The 21,911-nt window shown below is 64.9% G+C and carries 19 protein-coding genes and 1 pseudogene; 13 read left to right on the forward strand and 7 right to left on the reverse strand.

Features of this window, described 5'->3' with window-relative positions:
- Positions 1-6 precede the first annotated feature (6 nt).
- Genes POF53_RS18815 through POF53_RS18825 form a run of 3 tightly spaced genes read left to right on the forward strand, consistent with a single transcriptional unit; the run spans position 7 to position 4,006 of the window.
- Positions 7-1,401: an alginate O-acetyltransferase AlgX-related protein gene (locus POF53_RS18815; RefSeq protein ID WP_232857037.1), complete on the forward strand. Its 1,395-nt coding sequence runs from the start codon at positions 7-9 to the stop codon at positions 1,399-1,401.
- Positions 1,398-2,558: a polysaccharide lyase gene (locus tag POF53_RS18820; RefSeq protein ID WP_498968976.1), complete on the forward strand. Its 1,161-nt coding sequence runs from the start codon at positions 1,398-1,400 to the stop codon at positions 2,556-2,558. Before POF53_RS18815 ends, POF53_RS18820 begins: the two co-directional genes overlap by 4 nt.
- A 14-nt stretch (positions 2,559-2,572) precedes the next feature.
- Positions 2,573-4,006: a right-handed parallel beta-helix repeat-containing protein gene (locus POF53_RS18825; protein ID WP_498968957.1), complete on the forward strand. Its 1,434-nt coding sequence runs from the start codon at positions 2,573-2,575 to the stop codon at positions 4,004-4,006.
- 141 nt (positions 4,007-4,147) lie between these two features.
- On the opposite strand, the gene POF53_RS18830 is transcribed toward POF53_RS18825, so the two are convergent.
- On the reverse strand, positions 4,148-4,579 hold the full coding sequence (locus POF53_RS18830; RefSeq protein WP_203652052.1) for a GNAT family N-acetyltransferase: 432 nt from the start codon (positions 4,577-4,579) through the stop codon (positions 4,148-4,150).
- The gene (locus POF53_RS18835) at positions 4,569-4,955 is read right to left on the reverse strand and encodes a DUF488 domain-containing protein (RefSeq protein ID WP_186714710.1); all 387 of its coding nucleotides are present in this window, start codon (positions 4,953-4,955) and stop codon (positions 4,569-4,571) included. Before POF53_RS18835 ends, POF53_RS18830 begins: the two co-directional genes overlap by 11 nt.
- Before the next feature lie 130 nt (positions 4,956-5,085).
- Here POF53_RS18835 and POF53_RS18840 point away from each other — a divergent pair, with 130 nt between their 5' ends.
- Positions 5,086-6,702, forward strand: coding sequence for an inorganic phosphate transporter (locus POF53_RS18840; protein WP_232857034.1), 1,617 nt, complete (start codon positions 5,086-5,088; stop codon positions 6,700-6,702).
- A 122-nt stretch (positions 6,703-6,824) separates the two neighbouring features.
- Here POF53_RS18840 and POF53_RS18845 read toward each other — a convergent pair whose 3' ends face one another.
- The 3 genes from POF53_RS18845 to POF53_RS18855 all read right to left on the reverse strand — a co-directional run bounded on the left by POF53_RS18845 (position 6,825) and on the right by POF53_RS18855 (position 8,630).
- On the reverse strand, positions 6,825-7,520 hold the full coding sequence (locus tag POF53_RS18845) for a glutathione S-transferase N-terminal domain-containing protein (RefSeq protein ID WP_232857033.1): 696 nt from the start codon (positions 7,518-7,520) through the stop codon (positions 6,825-6,827).
- 30 nt (positions 7,521-7,550) lie between these two features.
- Positions 7,551-8,066, reverse strand: coding sequence for a GNAT family N-acetyltransferase (locus POF53_RS18850; RefSeq protein WP_203652046.1), 516 nt, complete (start codon positions 8,064-8,066; stop codon positions 7,551-7,553).
- Positions 8,067-8,132: 66 nt separating this feature from the next.
- The gene (locus POF53_RS18855) at positions 8,133-8,630 is read right to left on the reverse strand and encodes a PaaI family thioesterase (RefSeq protein WP_203652045.1); all 498 of its coding nucleotides are present in this window, start codon (positions 8,628-8,630) and stop codon (positions 8,133-8,135) included.
- Positions 8,631-8,844: 214 nt separating this feature from the next.
- Here POF53_RS18855 and POF53_RS18860 point away from each other — a divergent pair, with 214 nt between their 5' ends.
- Positions 8,845-10,095 carry a 2-aminoadipate transaminase gene (locus tag POF53_RS18860; RefSeq protein WP_498968961.1) on the forward strand — a complete coding sequence of 417 codons (1,251 nt, stop codon included), beginning with the start codon at positions 8,845-8,847 and terminating at the stop codon, positions 10,093-10,095.
- Positions 10,096-10,098: 3 nt separating this feature from the next.
- Here POF53_RS18860 and POF53_RS18865 read toward each other — a convergent pair whose 3' ends face one another.
- Positions 10,099-10,401 carry a hypothetical protein gene (locus POF53_RS18865; RefSeq protein ID WP_110738050.1) on the reverse strand — a complete coding sequence of 101 codons (303 nt, stop codon included), beginning with the start codon at positions 10,399-10,401 and terminating at the stop codon, positions 10,099-10,101.
- A 230-nt stretch (positions 10,402-10,631) separates the two neighbouring features.
- On the opposite strand from POF53_RS18865, the gene POF53_RS18870 reads away from it, so the two are divergent.
- Together POF53_RS18870 and fusA are read left to right on the forward strand one after the other, a co-directional pair.
- Positions 10,632-11,060, forward strand: coding sequence for a hypothetical protein (locus POF53_RS18870; protein WP_498968963.1), 429 nt, complete (start codon positions 10,632-10,634; stop codon positions 11,058-11,060).
- 68 nt (positions 11,061-11,128) lie between these two features.
- Positions 11,129-13,243 (forward strand): elongation factor G, encoded by a 2,115-nt coding sequence (gene fusA, locus POF53_RS18875; RefSeq protein ID WP_254464967.1) that lies wholly within the window; start codon positions 11,129-11,131, stop codon positions 13,241-13,243.
- A 141-nt stretch (positions 13,244-13,384) separates the two neighbouring features.
- Here fusA and POF53_RS18880 read toward each other — a convergent pair whose 3' ends face one another.
- Positions 13,385-14,827: a SulP family inorganic anion transporter gene (locus POF53_RS18880; protein ID WP_498968964.1), complete on the reverse strand. Its 1,443-nt coding sequence runs from the start codon at positions 14,825-14,827 to the stop codon at positions 13,385-13,387.
- Between the two features lie 227 nt (positions 14,828-15,054).
- Here POF53_RS18880 and POF53_RS18885 point away from each other — a divergent pair, with 227 nt between their 5' ends.
- From POF53_RS18885 to nuoC, 6 genes and pseudogenes are all read left to right on the forward strand, one after another.
- Positions 15,055-15,819, forward strand: coding sequence for a secretin GspD/PilQ domain-containing protein (locus POF53_RS18885; RefSeq protein ID WP_177330852.1), 765 nt, complete (start codon positions 15,055-15,057; stop codon positions 15,817-15,819).
- A 494-nt stretch (positions 15,820-16,313) separates the two neighbouring features.
- Positions 16,314-17,639, forward strand: coding sequence for an isocitrate lyase (gene aceA / locus POF53_RS18890; protein ID WP_203652037.1), 1,326 nt, complete (start codon positions 16,314-16,316; stop codon positions 17,637-17,639).
- Positions 17,640-17,903: 264 nt separating this feature from the next.
- Entirely contained in the window at positions 17,904-18,566 is a 663-nt protein-coding gene (locus tag POF53_RS18895; protein ID WP_498968967.1) for a lysoplasmalogenase, read from the forward strand.
- 382 nt (positions 18,567-18,948) lie between these two features.
- Positions 18,949-19,362 carry an NADH-quinone oxidoreductase subunit A gene (locus POF53_RS18900; RefSeq protein ID WP_028692461.1) on the forward strand — a complete coding sequence of 138 codons (414 nt, stop codon included), beginning with the start codon at positions 18,949-18,951 and terminating at the stop codon, positions 19,360-19,362.
- A 9-nt stretch (positions 19,363-19,371) separates the two neighbouring features.
- Positions 19,372-19,923 (forward strand): annotated as a pseudogene (locus POF53_RS18905) (NADH-quinone oxidoreductase subunit B); the annotation flags it as partial.
- A 205-nt stretch (positions 19,924-20,128) separates the two neighbouring features.
- Positions 20,129-21,910: an NADH-quinone oxidoreductase subunit C/D gene (nuoC, locus tag POF53_RS18910; protein ID WP_110733467.1), complete on the forward strand. Its 1,782-nt coding sequence runs from the start codon at positions 20,129-20,131 to the stop codon at positions 21,908-21,910.
- The last annotated feature ends 1 nt before the right edge of the window (position 21,911 follow it).

The raw sequence follows: 21,911 nt of genomic DNA on the forward strand, positions 1-21,911 counted from the left end.
TGGCCCATGAACACCCTCCTCCCCCTCGGCCTCGCGGCCACCCTGGCCCTGCTCGGCGCGCAGGCAAAGGCCGCCGAGCCCGTCCGGCCCGGCTGCGAAAACCTGCAGTGCATGGTCTGCCCGGCCCTGGCCGAACCGCAGCACTATGCCGAAGGGCGCATGAAGCTGATGCGCCAGATCGTCCCCGGCAAGGAGCGCTGGCTGTTCCGCTCGATGGTCGACCTGACCAATGACTTCGGCATTCCCGCGCCCATGCGCCCGGAGTTCGCCCGGCTGATGGACGCGTTCCACCGCCAGGGCATCCAGGTGGCCATGGCGATCCAGCCGACCCGCGGCCTTATGCACCGCGACAAGCTCTACGCCGAGCAACTGCACGGGTTCGACTACGCGCGCGCCAGCCGCAACCTCGACAGCTACCTGGGGCAGCTGCGCCAGGCCGGCGCGGTGGTGGCGCCGATGATGCAGCTGGTGCGCCAGCCGCCCCAGGGCGAATACTTCTTCCGCCGCGACCACCACTGGACCCCGGCCGGCGCCGAGGCAACGGCCAGGCTCATGGCCGAGGAGATCCGCCGCCAGCCGTTCTACAACAGCCTGACCAAAAAGCGCTACAGCACCGAGCCCGGCGTGATGGTGCCCAAGGACGGCACCCTGAACCTGGCCCTGAGCTACATCTGCGGCAACAACTACGGTTTCCAGTACGTGCGCGGTTACCAGACCGTGCCGGTGGCCGACAGCAGCGACGCCCTGTTCGACGAAGCCCCCGATCCCGAGGTGATCCTGGTCGGCGACAGCAACGCGGCGGCCCGCGAGGACGAGAGCAAGCAGTTCAACTTCGACGGCTACCTGAAGCAGTACCTGGAAGCGGATGTACTCAACTACGCCCTGCCCGGCGTGGGCGAGGACGGCTCGCTGCTGGAGTACCTGCTGTCCGCCGACTACAAGCCCGAGGCGCCGCCCAAGCTGATCGTCTGGGAACTGCCGGCCAACTACCGCCTGGATTCGCCGTTGATGTACCGCCAGCTGGTGCCGGCGATACACGGCGGCTGCAGGGCGTCCAGGGAAATCCTTGGCACGAAACAGCAGCGTCCGCCACTCAAGGTCGGCGAGCGCATCGAACTGCTGAGCAATGCCGGCAGCGCCCGGCAGGCCGTGTCCAAGGGCTTTCTCGATATCCGCCTGAGCGACAGGAGCGTCAAGGACTTCTACCTCATCGTCTATTACGACAATGGCGCCCGCGACAAGGTGTGGTTCCGGCGTGAGGCTGCGGTAAGCGGCGGCCAGTACTACCTCGAACTGAGCAAGGCCCCCGAGTTCGCCGGCGCCAACCTGCTCTCGGTGTTCCTCGAACCGACCAAGGCCGGCACCGCCGCCACCGATGTGGAGACCCGCCTGTGCCTGTGAACCGCACCCACGCAATTCCTGTAGGAGCGGCCTTGCGCCGCGAAAGAGGCGCAAAGCGCCCCCACAGGTTCACGCTCACCCTGGCAGCCCTGGCCTTGCTCACCCCCACGGCCCACGCCGCGCAAACCATCTGGCCCGCCCGCGCCACCGCGCAATCGGCCATGATCGCCGACTACCGCACCCTGACCTGCAGCAAGGCACCACCACCGCCCTATACCGGCAGTCTGCACCTGCAAAGCAAGTACGACCCACGCGACGCCAGCAAGTCCACCCTGCGCGCCAGCCCCGACGTCGACAGCGAGCGGGTCGCCCGGCAGCTCAAGCAGTTCGTCGGCGGCCTGATCCAGGCCGGCAAGCGCTTTCAGAACGCCAGCAAGCCGCAGCAGGCCAACATGGCCCTGGCCTGCCAGGACCAGTGGCTGGAACACTGGGCGCAAGCGGGTGCCCTGCTCGACCCGGACGCCAGCAACACCGGCATGGCAGCGCGCAAGTGGGCCCTGGCGGCCATGGCCGGCGCGGTGCTGCTGACCCAGGCCGCGGCCGACGGCAAGACGTCGCTCAGCCCCGTGCAACGACGCTGGTTCACCCAGCTCGGCGAGCAGGTGATCCGCGAATACGACCCGCGCCGCCAGTCCACCACGGTCTACTTCAACAACCACGACTACTGGGCCGCCTGGGCGGTGGCCGCCGCCGGCATGCTGGTGGACCGCGACGACTTTATCCGCTGGGCCGACGGCAACCTGCGCCGGGGCCTGGCCCAGGCCGTGCGCCATGGCGACCAAGCCTACCTGCCGCTGGAAGTGGCACGCAGCAAGCTGGCCGCCAACTACAGCCAGTACGCCCTGGTGCCGCTGGTGCTGCTCGGCGAGTCGGCCCGGGCCAACGGCCTGGCCTGGAGCGAGGACGACCAGCGTACCCTCGACCAGCTGGCCACCTTCGCCGCCCGCAGCGTGCTCGCCCCGGACTCCCTGCCCCAGCTCAAGGGCCAGCGCCAGGCCGACGTCGCGCCCTACAAGCTGGCCTGGCTGATACCGTTCCTGGCCCGCCGGCCCGGGCATGCCCTCGCCCGCCAGCTGTACGACAGTGAAGACGGCGAGGTGGACAACTACAGCCAGATCGGCGGCCCGCTCAAGCCGGCCTACCCCAACCTGCCTTGATCAAGGACGCTCCCATGGCACCGTTCAGCCGCTTTTCCCTCACCTGCCTGGCCGCCCTGCTGCTGGCGACGACTGCCCAGGCCGCGACGGTGATGGACACCCTGCCCCAGGCGCAGTATCAGCAGCAGCTGGAGCAACTGCGCCACCAGGCCCGCCAGGCGGTGACCTTCGAGCAGGCACGCCGCCCGCCACCCGCGGGCCGCGCCAGTGTCAGCCTGCAACCGATGTTCTCGTCCCAGGCCGGCAGCTGGCCGTTCGAGCCGTTCGTCAACAACGGCCTGTTCCGCGCCATAGCCGGCTACCAGGCGCATCACCCGCAGGCCGTGGTGCTGCGCGGTGGCAGCATCACCCTGGCGCAGCTGCACGATGCGCTGCACGACCCACGGGTCCTCAAGCGCTACAAGGACGGCTACCTGCTCAGCTACCCGTTGATGATCGGCGCCGATGCCGGGCTGCTGCTGGAGGGCACGAGCCTCTACCTGTACAGCTACTCCGGCACCGCGCTGATCAACCAGGGCTGGCTGGGGCTGAACCAATCGACGCTGGAGAGCGTCGCTGGCGACAAGCCCGGCAACACCAACCGCGCCTGGCGGCCCTTCGTGGTGGCCTGGGCTGGCAGCCATACCCAGGTGATCGGCTCGACGCTCAAACGCCTGGGCTACAACACCAACCTGTCCCGCGGCCTGAGTACCGCGCTCAGCACCCAGCAGCCGTCCAGCACGCGTCCGGCCACGCTGCTGGTGGAGGCCAGTCATTTCAGCGAGCTGTCCAGCGCGGTGGAGCTGCAGCACAGCCAGGCGACCATCGTCGACAGCCGTTTCGAAGGCTCGCAGCAGTACGCCATCGACGCCCGCGACAGCCAGCTGAGCCTGCGTGGCAACCAGCTGCGTGGGGTCGACAACAACAGCGGCGTGCGCCTGCGTGGCCAGACGCGGGCATTGATCGAAAACAACCTGATCCTCGGCGCCGCCAAGGCCGCCATCGAGATCAGCGACCAGCGCGGCGCCGTGCTGCTGGCCGGCAACCGCATCGGCGACAGCCGTGGCCATGGCATCCAGCTGCGCAACCTCGCGCCGACGACCGAAGCCCCGCTGCTGATCGACGACAACCTGCTGGCCAGCAGCCAGGGCAGCGCCGTGGATGCCAGCGAGGTCACGGCCCTGACCCTGGTGGGCAACCGTATCGGCAACACCCCGGAGTACGCCGTCAGCCTGCGCAACGCCACGCCGCAGCCCGGGCCGCTGGTGATCAGCGGCAACCGCCTGGGGCAGGTGGGCAAGGCGGTGGTGCGGGTCGAGGGCGTGCGCGAGGTCGAACTGGGAGGCAATCGCTTCGATGGCAAGGCGCTGCTGCAGAACCTGCTGGCCGGCGACCTGCTGGCGTTGCAGGGGCCGGTGCTGGAGGCGATGCTGGTTCAGGGACAGATGGTCAGGGTGCGCCAGGACTGAAATACACCGCCCCTTGTAGGAGCGGCCTTGTGCCGCGAAAGGGGCGCGGAGCGGCCCCAGGATTTGAGCGTTAAAGCAAAGATCGCCGGGGCCGCGTTGCGGCCCTTTCGCGGCGCAAGGCCGCTCCTACACAGGATCGCGTCAAGGTGCCGGGCGCTGCATCCGCACAAAGCACTCGTCCATCCCGACCTCGACGAACCCACGGCGCTGGTACAGGCGCCGCGCCGGATTGCTGCTGAACACCATCAACCGCAGCCAGGGCAACCCACGCTGCGCGGTCCAGCCGGCCAACTGCTCCAGCACCCAACCTCCCACGCCCCGGCCGCGCTGCTCGGGCAACAGGTGCAGCTCGCGGATGTACAGCGCCTGGCGGTCCTGGCTAAGGCTGCAAAAGCCCAGCACCCGGTCGTCCTCGACCACCAGCCACTGTTCGCGCCAGCCCCAGGCTTCGTCGAAGGCTTCCTCGATCCACAACAGATCGAATTCGCGGTAATACGGCAGCATGGCGCGGCGCGTGAGGTCACGGGCAAACGTCAGGTGTTCGTCGCTGGCAGGAATCAGTTCAAGGGGCATAGCACACCGGCGAACTGGCCGGGCCACGGCGTTCCAGTTCGTCCTCCAGCCACCGGGCCAGGACCTGGGCGTTGTTGTGCTCGGTGTCCTTGCCGGCGTACAGCAAGGTCAGGTCGCCTTTGCCAGCCAGGTCCAGCAGCGGGTACCAATGCTCGGGGTGAGCGGCCAGTTCCTGCTGGTAGCGCTGGGTAAAACCGGCAAAGTCGAACTCGCCGGCGTGAAACGCCTTGCGCAATGCGTCGGACGGCGCCACTTCGCGCAGCCACTGCCCGTGCAGGTCTTCCTTGCGCGTGTTGCGCGGCCACAGGCGGTCGACCAGCACACGTTGGCCATCGCTCGCCATGACGGGATCGTACACCCGCTTGCAACAGATCATCGGAAACTCGCTTGGCAATTGCGTGGTGCCTTCTAGACTAGAGGTTCCGTTGACCGAGGTCACGCGGGAGTAACAGATTGTTTCTAGGATAGGAAACCTTCCCCTCTCCGTCGAAGCCCCCGGAGCCATCATGACAACTCCCTTGCTGGTCAGCCAGGACGCGCTGCCCAAGCTCGACTCCCGCCCCCACCTGTCCCACCGTCCCGGACGCGCCACCCTCACCCTGTTCTTCGGCCTGCTGCTGGCCGGCCTGGCCTACACCTTCTGGAGCCTCAAGCAGGATGTCAGCGCCAGCGGCACCGTGGTCACCACCGTCACCCCCTTCCTGCTGCTGGGCCTGGCCCTGCTGATCGCCCTGGGCTTCGAGTTCGTCAACGGCTTCCACGACACCGCCAACGCGGTGGCCACGGTGATCTACACCCATTCGTTGCCGGCGCCGGTGGCGGTGGTCTGGTCGGGGTTGTGCAACTTCCTCGGCGTGCTGCTCTCCAGCGGCGCGGTGGCCTTCGGCATCATCGCCCTGCTGCCGGTGGAGCTGATCCTGCAGGTCGGCTCGTCGACCGGCTTCGCCATGGTCTTCGCCCTGCTGCTGGCGGCGATCATCTGGAACCTCGGCACCTGGTGGCTGGGTCTGCCGGCGTCGTCCTCGCATACCCTGATCGGCTCGATCATCGGCGTGGGCGTGGCCAACGCGCTGATGCACGGGCGCGACGGCACCAGCGGCGTGGACTGGACCCAGGCCAGCAAGGTCGGTTATGCCCTGCTGTTCTCGCCCCTGATCGGCTTCGCCTGCGCCGCCCTGCTGCTGCTCGCCCTGCGCGCGCTGGTCAAGCGCCGCGAGCTGTACCAGGCGCCAGAAGGCCAGACACCGCCGCCCTGGTGGATCCGTGGCGTGCTGATCCTCACCTGCACCGGCGTGTCGTTCGCCCATGGCTCCAACGATGGCCAGAAAGGCATGGGCCTGATCATGCTGATCCTGGTCGGCACCCTGCCGATGGCCTATGCGCTGAACAAGACCATGCCCAACGAGCAGGCCCTGCAGTTCTCGGCGGTCGCCGAGGTCACCCGCCAGGCCCTGGTGCGCGCCGCGCCGGCCCCCGCACCGGCCGATCCGCGCCAGGTGCTGACCGCGTTCATCTCCGAGCCCAAGGCCAGCGCCGAGCTGGTCCCGGCGCTGGCCGCGCTGACCGGCATGATCGGCGAGGAAGTCAAAGGCTATGGTTCGCTCAAGCGCGTGCCGGCCGAGGCCATGGCCAACGTGCGTAACGACATGTACCTGACCAGCGAGGCCATCCGCCTGATCGACAAGCACCGATTGGCCCACTACGACGCCGACACCACGCGCCATGTGCAACTGTTCAAGCGCCAGCTGGACGACGCCACCCGCTATATCCCGCTGTGGGTCAAGGTGGCGGTGGCCATCGCCCTGGGCCTGGGCACCATGGTCGGCTGGCGGCGCATCGTGGTGACGGTGGGCGAGAAAATCGGCAAGACCCACCTGAGCTACGCCCAGGGCGCTTCGGCCGAGGTGGTGGCGATGTGCACCATCGGCGCGGCGGACATGTTCGGCCTGCCGGTGTCGACCACCCACGTGCTGAGCTCGGGCGTGGCCGGGAGCATGGTGGCCAATGGCTCGGGAATTCAACGCAAGACGCTGGTCAACCTGTTGATGGCCTGGGTGTTGACCTTGCCGGCGGCGATGTTGCTGGCGGGGTGCTTGTACTGGTTGCTGAACCAGATTCTCTGAATGTCGCTGAATCTGCAGGCGATCGCGCAGGATTACCAGCGTGGGAGCGGGCTTGCCCCGCGATAGCGATACTGAATTTTCCGACGCTATCGCGGGGCAAGCCCGCTCCCACGGATCCCCTGTCAGGCCGGGATCTTCAAACCGCGCTGGACCGCCGGGCGCTCGAGGAACTTGGCCAGCACCCGCTGCACTTCCCTGAAATTATCGAACCCCACCAACTCGCGCGCGTTGTAGCGCTCCACCAGGTTGCGCACCCAGGGGAAGATGGCGATATCGGCGATGCTGTACGCATCGACCATCCACTCGCGCCCCTGCAGATGGCGGTCGAGCACGCCCAGCAGGCGCTTGGACTCATTGACGTAGCGATCCCGGGGCCGCTTGTCCTCGTATTCCTTGCCGGCAAAGAAGTGGAAGAACCCCACCTGGCCGAACATCGGCCCGATGCCGCCCATCTGGAACATCAGCCACTGCAGGGTCTGGTAGCGCTGGGCAGGATCCTGGCTGAGCAACTGCCCGCTCTTCTCGGCCAGGTACTGCAGAATCGCCCCCGACTCGAACAACGGCAGCGGCTGGCCACCAGGGCCATCGGGGTCGAGGATTGCCGGAATCTTGTTGTTGGCGCTCAGGGAGATGAACTCGGGGCTCAGCTGGTCGTCGTTGTCGAAGCTGACCTTGTGCACCTCGTAGGGCAGGCCGATCTCCTCGAGCATGATCGAGACCTTGACGCCGTTGGGCGTGGCCAGCGAATACAGTTGCAGGCGCTCGGGATGCCGGGCCGGCCATTTGCGGGTGATGGGGAATGCACAAAGATCGGTCATGTTCGCGCCCTGAAGGTTGGGGGATTCAATTTAAAGACTGTCGGGCGTCCTGACCATCACCCAGTCTCGGTGCCGCTCGTCACCGCAGGGAAAGATCGCCTCGCCCACCTTGCGAAAGCCATTGCGCTCGTAGAAACGGATGGCCTTGGCGTTGAGTTCGTTGACGGTCAGGCGAACCGGGCCACAGGTGTGGGACAAGATAGACTCGAGCAGCGACTGCGCGGCGCCTGTGCCGTGGGCGACGGGCAGCACATAGCAGCGGGAAATCTCCACCAGCTGATCGGCCGCGGCGATCCCCAGTTCACCGGGTGCCAGGTCGAGCATGCTGTAGCCCAGCACCTGGCCGTCCTGCTCGACCACCAGCAGGCGCTTGTGCGGGTGGCACAGGTGCGCCTGGAAATGCTCGGGCTGCAGGTTGTGGGTGATGTAATGCTGCTGCGCCGCCGGGGCACTGTCGGGCGGGCTGGCCAGGGCGAAGGTGGCCTGGCCGATATGGCTCAGGACTGCGCAATCGTCCCTGCGGGCCGGGCGGATCTGGTAGGGCATGGCAACATCCTGTCGGGCATCCGGATCACCCTCGACAATGCCAGCCCCTCCCAACCGGCGCAAGGTTCAGGCGTCGCCGTGAGCCTGGCGCTTGAGCTTCTCGGTATCGACCCGGACAAACACCGAGTCAGCGGTGACGGTCAGCACATCACCGGCCCAGACCTCGCAGATCACCCGGCTCTTGCGCCCTACCTCACCCTCGACCCGCGCCTTGAGCTGCAGCTCGACGCCCATCGGCGTGGGCTTGAGGTAGGTCAGGCTGAGCTGGCCGGTAACGCAGTCGATACGCGGCAGGCTGCCGGGCTCGCGGCCTTCGGCCCGATAGTGGTGGGCCATCGCGGTCCAGTTGGAATGGCAATCGACCAGCATGGCCAGCAGGCCGCCGTAGACCAGGCCGGGCCAGCCGATGAAGGTCGGATCAGGGGAATGACGGCACAGTAGGTGGACGCCGTCGTCATCCCAGTGACTCTGCACGTGCAGGCCGCTGGGGTGGGAACAACCGCAGCCATAGCAGGTGCCATCAGGGGCGGCGAGTTGCTGCAGGGAAAGGGCTTGCTCGGTCATACGCGTCCTTGGCTTGTTGGATTTGGGAAGGAGGCTGGCTGCCGATGGTAGCGCCCTGCCCGTTCCACGCCAATGAGCGTGTCCCGGGATAACGTCAAAGACAACCCATCAAGTTCAGGAAGAAAACGAATGACGGCAATCGAATAATTCGTTTGCGGGATATATCCCCGCCACGCTTGGATACGACCTGACTCGAACAACAGGCCGCGTGCAGATGAATCAGGAAAGTATCAGCCAGTCCATCGCCATCGTTCACCCGATCACTCTTTCCCACGGCCGCAACGCCGAAGTCTGGGACACCGCCGGCAAGCGCTACATCGACTTCGTCGGCGGTATCGGCGTGCTCAACCTGGGCCACTGCAACCCGGCGGTGGTCGAGGCCATCCAGCAGCAGGCCGCGCGTCTGACCCATTACGCCTTCAACGCAGCGCCCCACGGCCCCTACCTGGAGCTGATGGAGCGCCTGCGCCAGTTCGTCCCGGTCAGCTACCCGCTGGCGGGCATGCTCACCAACAGCGGCGCGGAAGCGGCGGAGAACGCCCTCAAGGTCGCCCGCGGCGCCACCGGCAAGCGCGCCATCGTCGCCTTCGACGGCGGTTTCCACGGCCGTACCCTGGCCACCCTCAACCTCAACGGCAAGGTCGCCCCGTACAAGCAGCGGGTCGGTGAACTGCCCGGTCCGGTCTACCACCTGCCCTACCCCAGCGCGGACACCGGGGTGAGCTGCGAGCAGGCGCTCAAGGCCATGGAGCGCCTGTTCGGCGTGGAACTGGCGGTGGAGGACGTGGCGGCGTTCATCTTCGAGCCGGTGCAGGGCGAAGGCGGCTTTCTCGCCCTCGACCCCGCCTTCGCCCAGACCCTGCGCCGCTTCTGCGACGAGCACGGGATCCTGATCATCATCGACGAGATCCAGTCCGGTTTCGGCCGCACCGGCCAGCGCTTCGCCTTCCCCCGGCTGGGCATCGAGCCGGACCTGTTGCTGCTGGCCAAGAGCATTGCCGGCGGCATGCCGCTGGGGGCTGTGGTCGGCCGGCAGGCGATCATGGACGCGCTGCCCAAGGGCGGGCTGGGTGGGACCTATTCGGGCAATCCGATCGCCTGCGCGGCGGCGCTGGCGAGCCTGGCGCAGATGACCGACGCCAATATCGCCACCTGGGGCGAACGGCAGGAACAGGCCATCGTGGCGCGTCATGCGCGCTGGAAAGCGTCGGGAATGTGCGCAGCGCTCGGACGCCTGACCGGTACCGGAGCCATGCGCGGGCTGGAGTTCGTCAACCCGGACGGCAGCCCGGCACCGGCGCAACTGGCCAAACTGCTGGAGGCAGCGCGCAGCAAGGGGTTGTTGCTGATGCCCAGCGGCAAGGCGCGGCACATCATCCGCCTGTTGGCACCGCTGACCATCGAGCCCGAGGTGCTCGAGGAAGGCCTGGATATCCTCGAGCAGTGCCTCATGGAGCTGGGCTGAGGGTTACAGGCCCAGCTCTTCAGGGGTGGGCATGTCGCATTCGAAGGCGATCCAGCCGCCTTCGAGCTCAGCGTGGCCGTTGACGATCAGGCCGTAGTAGGTCAGGCCGTTCTCCAGGGTGACGCAGATGTGCGTGGCGCCTTTTTCGGGGGCCGCGAGCGTGCCGACGAAATGCACTTTCTTCAGCACCTCGGTCACCGCCTCAAGGCCCACGCGCATGTTGGTGTTCTCCGAGGCCTCGGTATCGCCCCCACGGTCTTCGGCGCTGATGGTCACGGTGGCGGTGTACGGGTACTTGGTGCTCAAGCGGGGTTACCTCAACAGGTGTATTAGGCGTATGGGCGCGTAGAGTACGGCAGGCGGCCCTTGTTGTCTCTAATGGCCTCTTCGCGGGTAAACCCGCTCCCACAGGGATTTTCACATTGCCTGTGGGAGCGGGTTTACCCGCGAAGAGGCCAGGCCTGCAAAAGGTGATCTGAAGGGCCCGATCTGTTAGGGTGCCCGCCGATGCACGCCACACCACGCGAGGATACCGAGTGAGCGCCGAACAACCCCTGATCGCCGACCTGTTCGAGGTCGACAAACGCCTGACCCTCAAGCCCGTCGTGGACTTCAACGCCTACCTGCGCAACGCTTTCGGCGACGGCCCCTGCCGCTGCCACCGCTGCGTCGAGGGCAATGGCGACGAGAGCGGCTACGAGCACCGTCACAGCTTCGAACTGGAAGGCCGCACCCTGCACCGGCGCTTCGCCAGCACCGCCGGCAGCGACGTGCTGATGGCACTGAAGAAGGCCTGGCTGTCGTACACCAAGGCCGAGCTGATCACCGTCGGCGCCCTGGACATGACCACCCTCAAGTCATTCACCGAAGCCGCCCTGCACGAACGCCTGCTGGCCCTGCTGCCGGCCAGCGGCCTGGCCCGCGAAAACGAAGGCCAGTGGCAGCTGCAGGTGCTCGCCGACTGACGGTCGCCCCGGCAGGATTCTCCCGCTCTGCTACCTTGGGAGAATCCTCACCCACAGGTGATCCGACCATGGCCCGCACGACCCCCATCGAGCTGTACCGCAACATCGGTATCGTTGCCCACGTGGATGCCGGCAAGACCACCACCACCGAGCGGATCCTGTTCTACACCGGGGTCAACCACAAGATGGGCGAGGTGCACGACGGCGCCGCGACCATGGACTGGATGGCCCAGGAGCAGGAGCGCGGCATCACCATCACCTCGGCGGCCACCACGGCTTTCTGGCAAGGCTCGACCAAGCAGTTCGAGCACAAGTACCGCTTCAACATCATCGACACCCCCGGCCACGTCGACTTCACCATCGAGGTCGAGCGCTCGCTGCGCGTGCTCGATGGCGCGGTGGTGGTGTTCAGCGGCGCCGACGGTGTCGAGCCGCAATCCGAGACCGTATGGCGCCAGGCCAACAAGTACCATGTGCCGCGCCTGGCCTACATCAACAAGATGGACCGCCAGGGCGCCGACTTCCTGCGGGTGGTGAAGCAGATCGACCAGCGCCTGGGCCATCATCCGGTGCCGATCCAGCTGGCCATCGGCAGCGAGGAACACTTCATCGGCCAGATCGACCTGGTGAAGATGAAGGCCATCTACTGGAACGACGCCGACCAGGGCACCAGCTACCGCGAAGAAGCGATCCCCGCCGAGCTGCAGGCCCTGGCCGACGAATGGCGTGCCCATATGATCGAGGCTGCGGCCGATGCCAGTGAAGAGCTGACCCTGAAATTCCTCGACGGCGAGGAGTTCACCATCGAGGAAATCAAGGCCGCCCTGCGCAAGCGCACCATCGCCAACGAGATTGTGCCGACCATCCTCGGCTCGTCGTTCAAGAACAAGGGCGTGCCGCTGATGCTCGACGCGGTGATCGACTACCTCCCCGCCCCCAGCGAGATCCCGGCGATCAAGGGCACCGACCCGGACGACGAGGAAAAACACCTGGAGCGCCACGCCGACGACAAGGAACCGTTCTCGGCCCTGGCCTTCAAGATCGCCACCGACCCGTTCGTCGGCACCCTGACCTTCGCCCGGGTGTATTCCGGCGTGCTCAGCTCCGGCAACGCCGTGCTCAATTCGGTCAAGGGCAAGAAGGAACGCATCGGCCGCATGGTGCAGATGCACGCCAACCAGCGCGCCGAGATCAAGGACGTATGCGCCGGCGACATCGCCGCGCTGATCGGCATGAAGGACGTCACCACCGGCGACACCCTGTGCGACATGGACAAGCCGATCATCCTCGAGCGCATGGACTTCCCCGACCCGGTGATCTCGGTGGCGGTGGAGCCCAAGACCAAGGGCGACCAGGAGAAGATGGGCATCGCCCTGGGCAAGCTGGCCCAGGAGGACCCGTCGTTCCGGGTCAAGACCGACGAGGAGACCGGCCAGACCATCATCTCCGGCATGGGTGAGCTGCACCTGGACATCATCGTCGACCGCATGCGCCGCGAGTTCAACGTCGAGGCCAACATCGGCAAGCCGCAGGTGGCCTACCGCGAGAAGATCCGCAACACCTGCGAAATCGAAGGCCGCTTCGTCCGCCAGTCCGGCGGCCGTGGCCAGTACGGGCATTGCTGGATCCGCTTCGCCCCGGGTGACGAAGGCAAGGAAGGCCTGGAATTCATCAACGAGGTCGTCGGCGGCGTAGTGCCACGGGAATACATCCCGGCGATCCAGAAAGGCATCGAAGAGCAGATGAAGAACGGCGTGCTCGCCGGCTATCCGCTGATCAACCTCAAGGCGGCGGTGTTCGACGGTTCCTACCACGACGTCGACTCCAACGAGATGGCCTACAAGATCGCCGCGTCCATGGCCACCAAGCAGCTGTCGCAGAAAGGCGGCGCGGTGCTGCTGGAGCCGGTGATGAAGGTCGAGGTGGTGACGCCCGAGGAGTATCAGGGCGACATCCTCGGCGACCTGAGCCGGCGCCGGGGGATGATCCAGGACGGCGACGAGACTCCTGCCGGCAAGGTGATCCGCGCCGAGGTGCCGCTGGGCGAGATGTTCGGCTATGCCACCTCGATGCGCTCGATGACCCAGGGTCGGGCCAGTTTCTCGATGGAATTCACCCGCTATGCCGAAGCACCGGCGAGCATTGCCGATGCCATCGTGAAGAAGAATCGCGGCGAGTCGTAGGGAGCACGCCCTCTGTAGGAGCGGCCTTGCGCCGCGAAAGGGTCGCGAAGCGGCCCCAGGATTTCAGTGTTGGGCAAAGATCGCCGGGGCCGCCTTGCGGCCCTTTCGCGGCGCAAGGCCGCTCCTACAGGTATCGTGCCTTCAGTGTTGCTCACCCGCCCGCTTAAGCAGCTTCTTGCAGCGCTCCGACAGGTGCACCACCCGCAACTGCTTGCCAGCCTTGGCATACCGCTCGCGTAAGGTCTGCAACGCAGCTATCGCCGAATAATCGACAAAGCTCAGGTGCTGGCAGTCCAGGGTGACACTGGCCGGATCATTGGCCGGATCGAACTGGTTGAGAAACGGCGTGGTCGAGGCGAAGAACAGCGTGCCATGCACCTGGTACTGCTTGGTCCCCTCGGCGTCCACATGGCTGTCGGCATACAGCTCCCGCGCATGCTGCCAGGCAAAGTTGACCGCGGCGATGACGATGCCGAACAACACCGCCGTGGCCAGGTCGGTGAACACTGTGACCACGGTCACCGCGATGATCGCCAGCACATCGCTGACCGGCACCTTGTGCAGCACCCGCAGCGAGGCCCAGGCGAAGGTCTGCTGGGCCACCACGAACATCACCCCCACCAGCGCGGCCAGCGGAATGCGCTCGATCAGCGGCGACAGGAACAGGATGAACAGCAGGATCATAACCCCGGCCACCACGCCCGACAGGCGTCCACGGCCATTGGAGCTGAGGTTGATCACGGTCTGGCCGATCATCGCGCAGCCGCCCATGCCGCCGCACAGGCCCGAGACCATGTTGGCCGCGCCCAGGGCCACGCATTCGCGGTCCGGATAGCCGCGGCTCTCGGTGATCTCGTCGGTGAGGTTGAGGGTCAGCAGGGTTTCCAGCAGACCGACCATGGCCATCAGGAATGCGTAAGGCGCGATGATCTTCAGGGTCTCGAGGTTCCAGGGCACCTCCGGCAGGGCCAGGTGCGGCAGGCCGCCGGCGATATGGGCCATGTCGCCAAGGGTGCGGGTCGGCAGGTCGAGCAGGTAGACCAGCAGGCCGACGCCGAGGATCGCCACCAGCGCCGGCGGCACGGCCCGGGTCAGCTTCGGCAGGAGGTAGACCACCAGCATGGTCAGCGCCACCAGGCCGATCATCAGGTACAGGGGCGTCCCGCCAAGCCAGTGCTCGCCGTCCTTGAAGTGCTCCAGCTGGGCCAGGGCGATGACGATGGCCAGGCCGTTGACGAAGCCGAGCATCACCGGGTAAGGCACCAGGCGCACCAGCTTGCCCAGGCGCAACGCGCCGAACAGGATCATCACCACCCCGCCGAGCAGCACTGTGGCCAGCAAGTACTGGGCGCCGTGCTGCACCACCAGGGCGACGATCACCACCGCCATGGAACCGGCGGCGCCGGAGATCATGCCGGGACGGCCACCGAACAAGGCCGTCAGGGTGCAGATGATGAAGGCGCCGTACAGCCCCATCAACGGGTTGAGGTGCGCCACCAGGGCGAAGGCGATGCACTCCGGCACCAGGGCGAAGGAAGTGGTGAGGCCGGCGAGCAGGTCGGCGCGAAGTCGGGCGGGTTTCATGGAGGTCCTGTACAGACAGCAATGGCAGCACACATTACCTGTGGGAGCGGGTTTACCCGCGAATGCGATGGTGCATTCCCTGACGCATTCGCGGGTAAACCCGCTCCCACAAGACATGCGTTGCCTTTTGGGGGCGAGACTGGAAATCGAGGGGCGCGATGGTACGAAATTTGTCTGACAGCAGCCACCGTCAATCCGCACGGCAAGTTGCACGCAAATTTGCCATCATGTCCATTCCACCCGCGGAGATCATGGACATGCCGCTACGCCCCCTGCTCGCCTCCCTGCTGCTGGCCGCCAGCCTTACCGCCCAGGCCGCCACCGAGGTCATCCCCCTGCAACACCGCAGCAGCGCCGAACTGCTGCCTGCCGCCCAGTCGTTCCTGGGCAAGGACGGCAGCGTCAGCACCTTCGAGGACAAGCTGATCGTCAACGCCAGCCAGGAACGCATCGACGACCTGCGCGCCCTGCTGCAACAGCTCGACACCGCGCCCAAACGCCTGCTGATCAGCGTCGACAACAACGACAGCAACTTCCAGGACAACCGCGGCAACGCCCGCGTGATCCGCTACGGCACCGCCAACCGCGAAGGCGGCATGCAGCAGGTGCAGGCCAGCGACGGCCAGCCGGCACTGATCCAGGTGGGCCAGAGCATCCCCGTCACCAGCACCGCCACCGACGGTTACGGGCGCATCCAGAGCAACACCGAATACCGCAATGTCACCCAGGGTTTCTACGTCACCCCGCGCCTGAGCGGCGACACGGTTCGTCTGCAAATCAGCACCAATAATGATCGAATGAGCCAGGAACGTGCCGATGTAGTGAAAGTGCAGAGCACCGACACGACCGTCACCGGCAAGCTCGGCGAGTGGATCACCCTGGCCGGGTTCAACCAGCAGAGCCAATCCGAACGCAGCGCGTCAAGCCTCAGTTACAGCACCCAGCGCGGTGAAAACATGACTTTGCGGGTGAAAGTCGACCTTCTCGACTGAACCCAGGCAATTCAAGGCCTCGACCAAAGGCCTTGAAACTGACCACCAAGTCGCATTAGACCAAAGATGTAGTAAGCCGGAAAAAGCACTACAAAACATTTGACAGGCTCTTTTCGGCAAGGGCATGATGGCCTCGCTCCCGCTAATCAGAGGCCCTGGCAAGGGTCTTCGAGGTGCGCTCCTCCCACCGTGGAGGCACCTCGTGTCCATACGGCCCACAAGGCGGTTCGACGGGATTGCGACTGCAACGAAGAAGTTGTCCCGAGGGACGGAAGCGCATCACCGCAGTTCTGGCAATCGCGTCGCACCGCAGCAAGGCAACCACGAGCCGACCTGCAGGGCACACCTTCGCCTGGCCTGCACAACCCTTCCCCTTCGAGCCTCCTGCGTTCGCCGCCGCACTCCCCCGGACAGGACAGCCGCCTGGCTTCTGATCCGCGTATCCGAGCATCAGCACAATTACACTCAAGATCGATGCGACGAGGTTTATTTCCATGGCACTGACACGCGAACAGCAAATTGCAGCCCTCGAGAAAGACTGGGCCGAAAACCCGCGCTGGAAAGGCGTGACCCGTACCTACACCGCCGCTGATGTCGTTCGCCTGCGTGGCTCGCTGCAGCCAGAGCACACCTTTGCTCGCCAAGGCGCAGAAAAACTGTGGAAGCTGGTCACCCAAGGTGCCCACCCGTCCTTCCGCCCAGAAAAAGATTTCGTCAACTGCATGGGTGCCCTGACCGGTGGCCAGGCAGTGCAGCAGGTAAAAGCCGGCATCCAGGCCATCTACCTGTCCGGCTGGCAGGTTGCCGCCGACAACAACTCGGCCGAGTCGATGTACCCCGACCAGTCGCTGTACCCGGTCGACTCGGTACCGACCGTGGTCAAGCGCATCAACAACTCGTTCCGTCGCGCCGACCAGATCCAGTGGAAAGCCGGCAAGAACCCGGGCGACGAAGGCTACATCGACTACTTCGCACCGATCGTGGCTGACGCCGAAGCCGGTTTCGGCGGTGTGCTGAACGCCTACGAGCTGATGAAGAACATGATCGAAGCAGGCGCCGCCGGCGTGCACTTCGAAGACCAGCTGGCCTCGGTCAAGAAATGCGGCCACATGGGCGGCAAGGTACTGGTACCGACCCAGGAAGCCGTACAGAAGCTGGTGGCTGCCCGCCTGGCCGCCGACGTTGCCGGTGTACCGACCATCATCCTGGCCCGTACCGACGCCAACGCCGCCGACCTGCTGACCAGCGACTGCGACCCGTACGACCAGCCGTTCGTGATCGGCGAGCGTACCCGTGAAGGCTTCTACAAAGTCCGTGCCGGCCTCGACCAGGCCATCTCCCGCGGCCTGGCCTACGCGCCGTATGCCGACCTGATCTGGTGCGAAACCGCCAAACCGGACCTGGATGAAGCCCGCCGCTTCGCCGAGGCGATCAAGAAGGAATACCCGGACCAGATCCTGTCGTACAACTGCTCGCCTTCCTTCAACTGGAAGAAGAACCTGGACGACGCCACCATCGCCAAGTTCCAGCGCGAGCTGTCGGCCATGGGCTACAAGCACCAGTTCATCACCCTGGCCGGCATCCACAACATGTGGCACGGCATGTTCAACCTGGCGCACGACTACGCCCGCAACGACATGACCGCCTACGTGAAGCTGCAGGAGCAGGAATTCGCCGACGCGAGCAAAGGCTACACCTTCGTCGCGCACCAGCAGGAAGTGGGCACTGGCTACTTCGACGACATGACCACCGTGATCCAGGGTGGCGCATCGTCGGTGACCGCACTGACCGGTTCGACCGAGGAAGAGCAGTTCCACTGAGTGCAGTGAGCTGTTGAACAAGGCCCGGGATTCGCGAGGATCCCGGGCCTTGTTCATTTTCAGGCCAAGCCCAGCTCCTCTGTAGGAGCGGCCTTGTGCCGCGAAAGGGCTGCGCAGCAGCCCCGGCGATTTTGCATGATGTAGAGATCGCGGGGCCGCTTCGCGCCCCTTTCGCGGCACAAGGCCGCTCCTACAGGGACCGCATTACCAGCAAAACCCAGGATCAGGTCTAAGCTTGTGGCTACTCCACAGCAAGGACTGCCCATGCCCCGCCCTGGCCACCTGCTTACCCTCGCCGTCGCAGCCGCCGCCTTCTATCTATACGCGCTGGCCAGCGACAACGCCCTGCTCGGCCTGCTGGTCAAACCCATTCCGGTGCTCGCACTGATTGCCTGGCTGAGCACCACCCCCGCCACACCCTATCGCCGCTGGATCATCCTCGGCCTGGCCTTCTCGGTGCTCGGCGACATACTCCTGGCGATCCCCCGAGACCTGTTCGTGTTCGGCCTTGGGGCATTCCTCTGCGCGCACCTGGCCTACCTGCGCGGCTACTGCAGCCTCACGCGACGCCCGGCCTACCCGGCCCTGGCCTGCGCCGTGCTGATCGGCGGTTCGCTGTTCGGCCTGCTCGCCGGCCATGGCCTGGGCCCACTGCTGATTCCAGTGGCGCTCTACGCCCTGACCATCGGCGCCATGCTCTGGCGCGCCCTGGCCTGTGGTGGCCTGACCGCGCTGGGCGCCTGTGCATTTGTATTCTCCGACAGCCTGATCGGCATCGACCGCTTCGTCAGCCCATTCGCCACCGCCGAGTACCTGATCATCCTCTTCTACTGGCTCGGCCAGTGGCTGATCGCTGCGTCGGTAAGCCGCGACACAAGCGACAAAGTATTGACCCAGAGCGGTGCGAGCAATGCCACAAGCTGCTAGAACGAGAGTTTTTCGCATTTGCAAGAGGGGGCGTTCGGCAGATGAACTTTACAAGGCCCAAAACAGCTAAAACATTACAGCTCAGGTTAAATGATATTAATTATCATTACGCAACTGGCCTGTCGTTACGCGGGGTAAGAAACATAATTAACAAATCCGCGTGCAATGCCCGAAACTCAAGGCTTTCAGCCAGTTACGAAAGATTTTTGTTCTTAAACCTACGAATAAATTTGCAACGGAAATTTTACTTGCACTGGGTTTACCCATAAAATCAGCGCGATTGATTCAGCTGCGACATTTGGTCACTGCGTCTGCGACACCACGTCGCCGCTCTACTTTATTTCAGACTGCAGAGCTGGGTCTCTGTATAAGGATTTCTAGCATGTCCGATTCGGCAGGACTCATCGCCCACAACTGGGGCTTTGCCATCTTCCTCCTGGGTGTCGTCGGCCTGTGTGCCTTCATGCTCGGCCTGTCCAGCCTGCTCGGTAGCAAGGCCTGGGGTCGCGCCAAGAACGAACCCTTCGAATCCGGCATGCTGCCCGTCGGCAGCGCCCGCCTGCGCCTGTCCGCCAAATTCTATCTGGTCGCGATGCTGTTCGTGATCTTCGATATCGAAGCCCTCTTCCTGTATGCATGGTCTGTGTCCGTCCGCGAAAGCGGCTGGACCGGATTCGTCGAAGCTCTCATTTTCATAGCAATTCTGTTGGCAGGTCTTGTCTACCTATGGCGCGTCGGGGCGCTCGATTGGGCTCCCGAAGGTCGCCGCAAGCGGCAAGCGAAGCTGAAACAATGAGGCTTTGGCATGCAATACAATCTCACCAGAATCGATCCGGACGCACCCAACGAGCAGTATCCGGTCGGTGAGCGGGAAACCGTCACCGATCAACTGCTGGAAGACCAGGTCCACAAGAACATCTACATGGGGAAACTCGAAGATGTGCTGCGTGGCGCGGTCAACTGGGGTCGCAAGAACTCCCTCTGGCCGTACAACTTCGGCCTTTCCTGCTGCTACGTGGAAATGACCACGGCCTTCACGGCGCCCCACGACATCGCCCGCTTCGGCGCCGAAGTCATCCGGGCCTCGCCGCGCCAGGCCGACTTCATGGTCATCGCCGGTACCTGCTTCGTCAAGATGGCGCCGATCATCCAGCGCCTGTACGAGCAGATGCTCGAGCCCAAGTGGGTCATCTCCATGGGTTCGTGCGCCAACTCCGGCGGCATGTACGACATCTACTCGGTCGTTCAGGGGGTCGACAAGTTCCTCCCCGTGGACGTCTATGTGCCTGGCTGCCCGCCGCGCCCCGAGGCATTCCTGCAAGGCCTGATGCTGCTGCAGGAGTCGATCGGCCAAGAACGACGCCCGCTTTCCTGGGTGGTTGGTGATCAAGGCATCTACCGTGCCGAGATGCCCGCCCAGAAAGACCTGCGTCGCGAACAGCGCATTGCGGTAACCAACCTGCGCAGCCCCGACGAAGTCTGATCCAGCGACCTGCCGCCCGCTCCCGAAGGAGCCGGCGGCCTGGCTTCATTCTTAACGCTGACCCAAAGCGACCGAGACCATGACAGCGGACAACGCTATTTATATTCCGCCCTACAAGGCTGACGACCAGGATGTGGTCGTCGAACTGCACAACCGTTTTGGCGCCGACGCATTCGTCGCCCAGGAAACCCGCACCGGCATGCCGGTACTGTGGGTAAAGCGTGCCCAGCTCAAGGAAGTGCTGAGCTTCCTGCGCGGCGTCGCCAAGCCGTACAGCATGCTGTACGACCTGCACGGCGTCGACGAGCGCCTGCGCACCCAGCGCCGCGGCCTGCCTGCCGCCGATTTCAGCGTGTTCTACCACCTGCTGTCGGTCGAGCGTAACAGCGACGTGATGATCAAGGTGTCGCTCAGCGAAGGCGACCTGAACCTGCCGACGGTGACCGGTATCTGGCCGAACGCCAACTGGTACGAGCGCGAAGTCTGGGACATGTTCGGCATCGACTTTGCCGGCCACCCGCACCTGAGCCGTATCATGATGCCGCCGACCTGGGAAGGTCACCCGCTGCGCAAGGACTACCCCGCCCGCGCCACCGAGTTCGATCCCTACAGCCTGACCCTGGCCAAGCAACAGCTTGAAGAGGAATCGGCGCGCTTCAACCCGGAAGCCTGGGGCATGAAGCGCCAGGGCGCCAACGAGGACTACATGTTCCTCAACCTCGGCCCGAACCACCCGTCCGCCCACGGTGCCTTCCGTATCGTCCTGCAGCTGGACGGTGAAGAGATCGTCGACTGCGTCCCGGACATCGGCTACCACCACCGTGGCGCCGAGAAGATGGCCGAGCGTCAGTCCTGGCACAGCTTCATTCCCTACACCGACCGTATCGACTACCTCGGCGGGGTGATGAACAACCTGCCGTACGTACTGGCGGTCGAGAAGCTGGCCGGTATCCAGGTGCCGCAGAAAGTCGACGTGATTCGCATCATGCTCGCCGAGTTCTTCCGCATCACCAGCCACCTGCTGTTCCTGGGCACCTACATCCAGGACGTCGGCGCCATGACCCCGGTGTTCTTCACCTTCACCGACCGCCAGCGCGCCTACACCGTGATCGAAGCGATCACCGGTTTCCGCCTGCACCCGGCCTGGTACCGCATCGGTGGCGTCGCCCACGACCTGCCGCGCGGCTGGGACAAGCTGGTCAAGGACTTCGTCGAATGGCTGCCCAAGCGCCTCGACGAGTACACCAAGGCCGCCCTGCAGAACAGCATCCTCAAGGGCCGTACCATCGGCGTTGCCGCGTACAACACCAAGGAAGCGCTGGAATGGGGCACCACCGGTGCCGGCCTGCGTTCCACCGGTTGCGACTTCGACCTGCGTAAGGCCCGCCCTTACTCCGGCTACGAGAACTTCGAGTTCGAAGTGCCGCTGGCCCACAACGGCGATGCCTACGATCGCTGCATGGTCCGCGTCGAGGAGATGCGCCAGAGTATCCGCATCATCGACCAGTGCCTGCGCAACATGCCGGAAGGCCCGTACAAGGCGGATCACCCGCTGACCACGCCGCCGCCGAAAGAGCGCACCCTGCAGCACATCGAGACCCTGATCACCCACTTCCTGCAAGTCTCGTGGGGCCCGGTCATGCCGGCCAACGAGTCGTTCCAGATGATCGAGGCGACCAAGGGCATCAACAGTTACTACCTGACGAGCGATGGCGGCACCATGAGCTACCGCACCCGGATCCGTACCCCGAGCTACCCGCACCTGCAGCAGATCCCTTCGGTGATCAAAGGCAGCATGGTCGCGGACCTCATCGCGTACCTGGGCAGTATCGACTTCGTTATGGCTGACGTGGACCGCTAAG

Origin of the sequence: Mitsuaria sp. RG (assembly GCF_028369275.1) — a bacterium.
In the GTDB taxonomy this organism is placed as follows: Bacteria; Pseudomonadota; Gammaproteobacteria; order Pseudomonadales; family Pseudomonadaceae; genus Aquipseudomonas; species Aquipseudomonas peradeniyensis.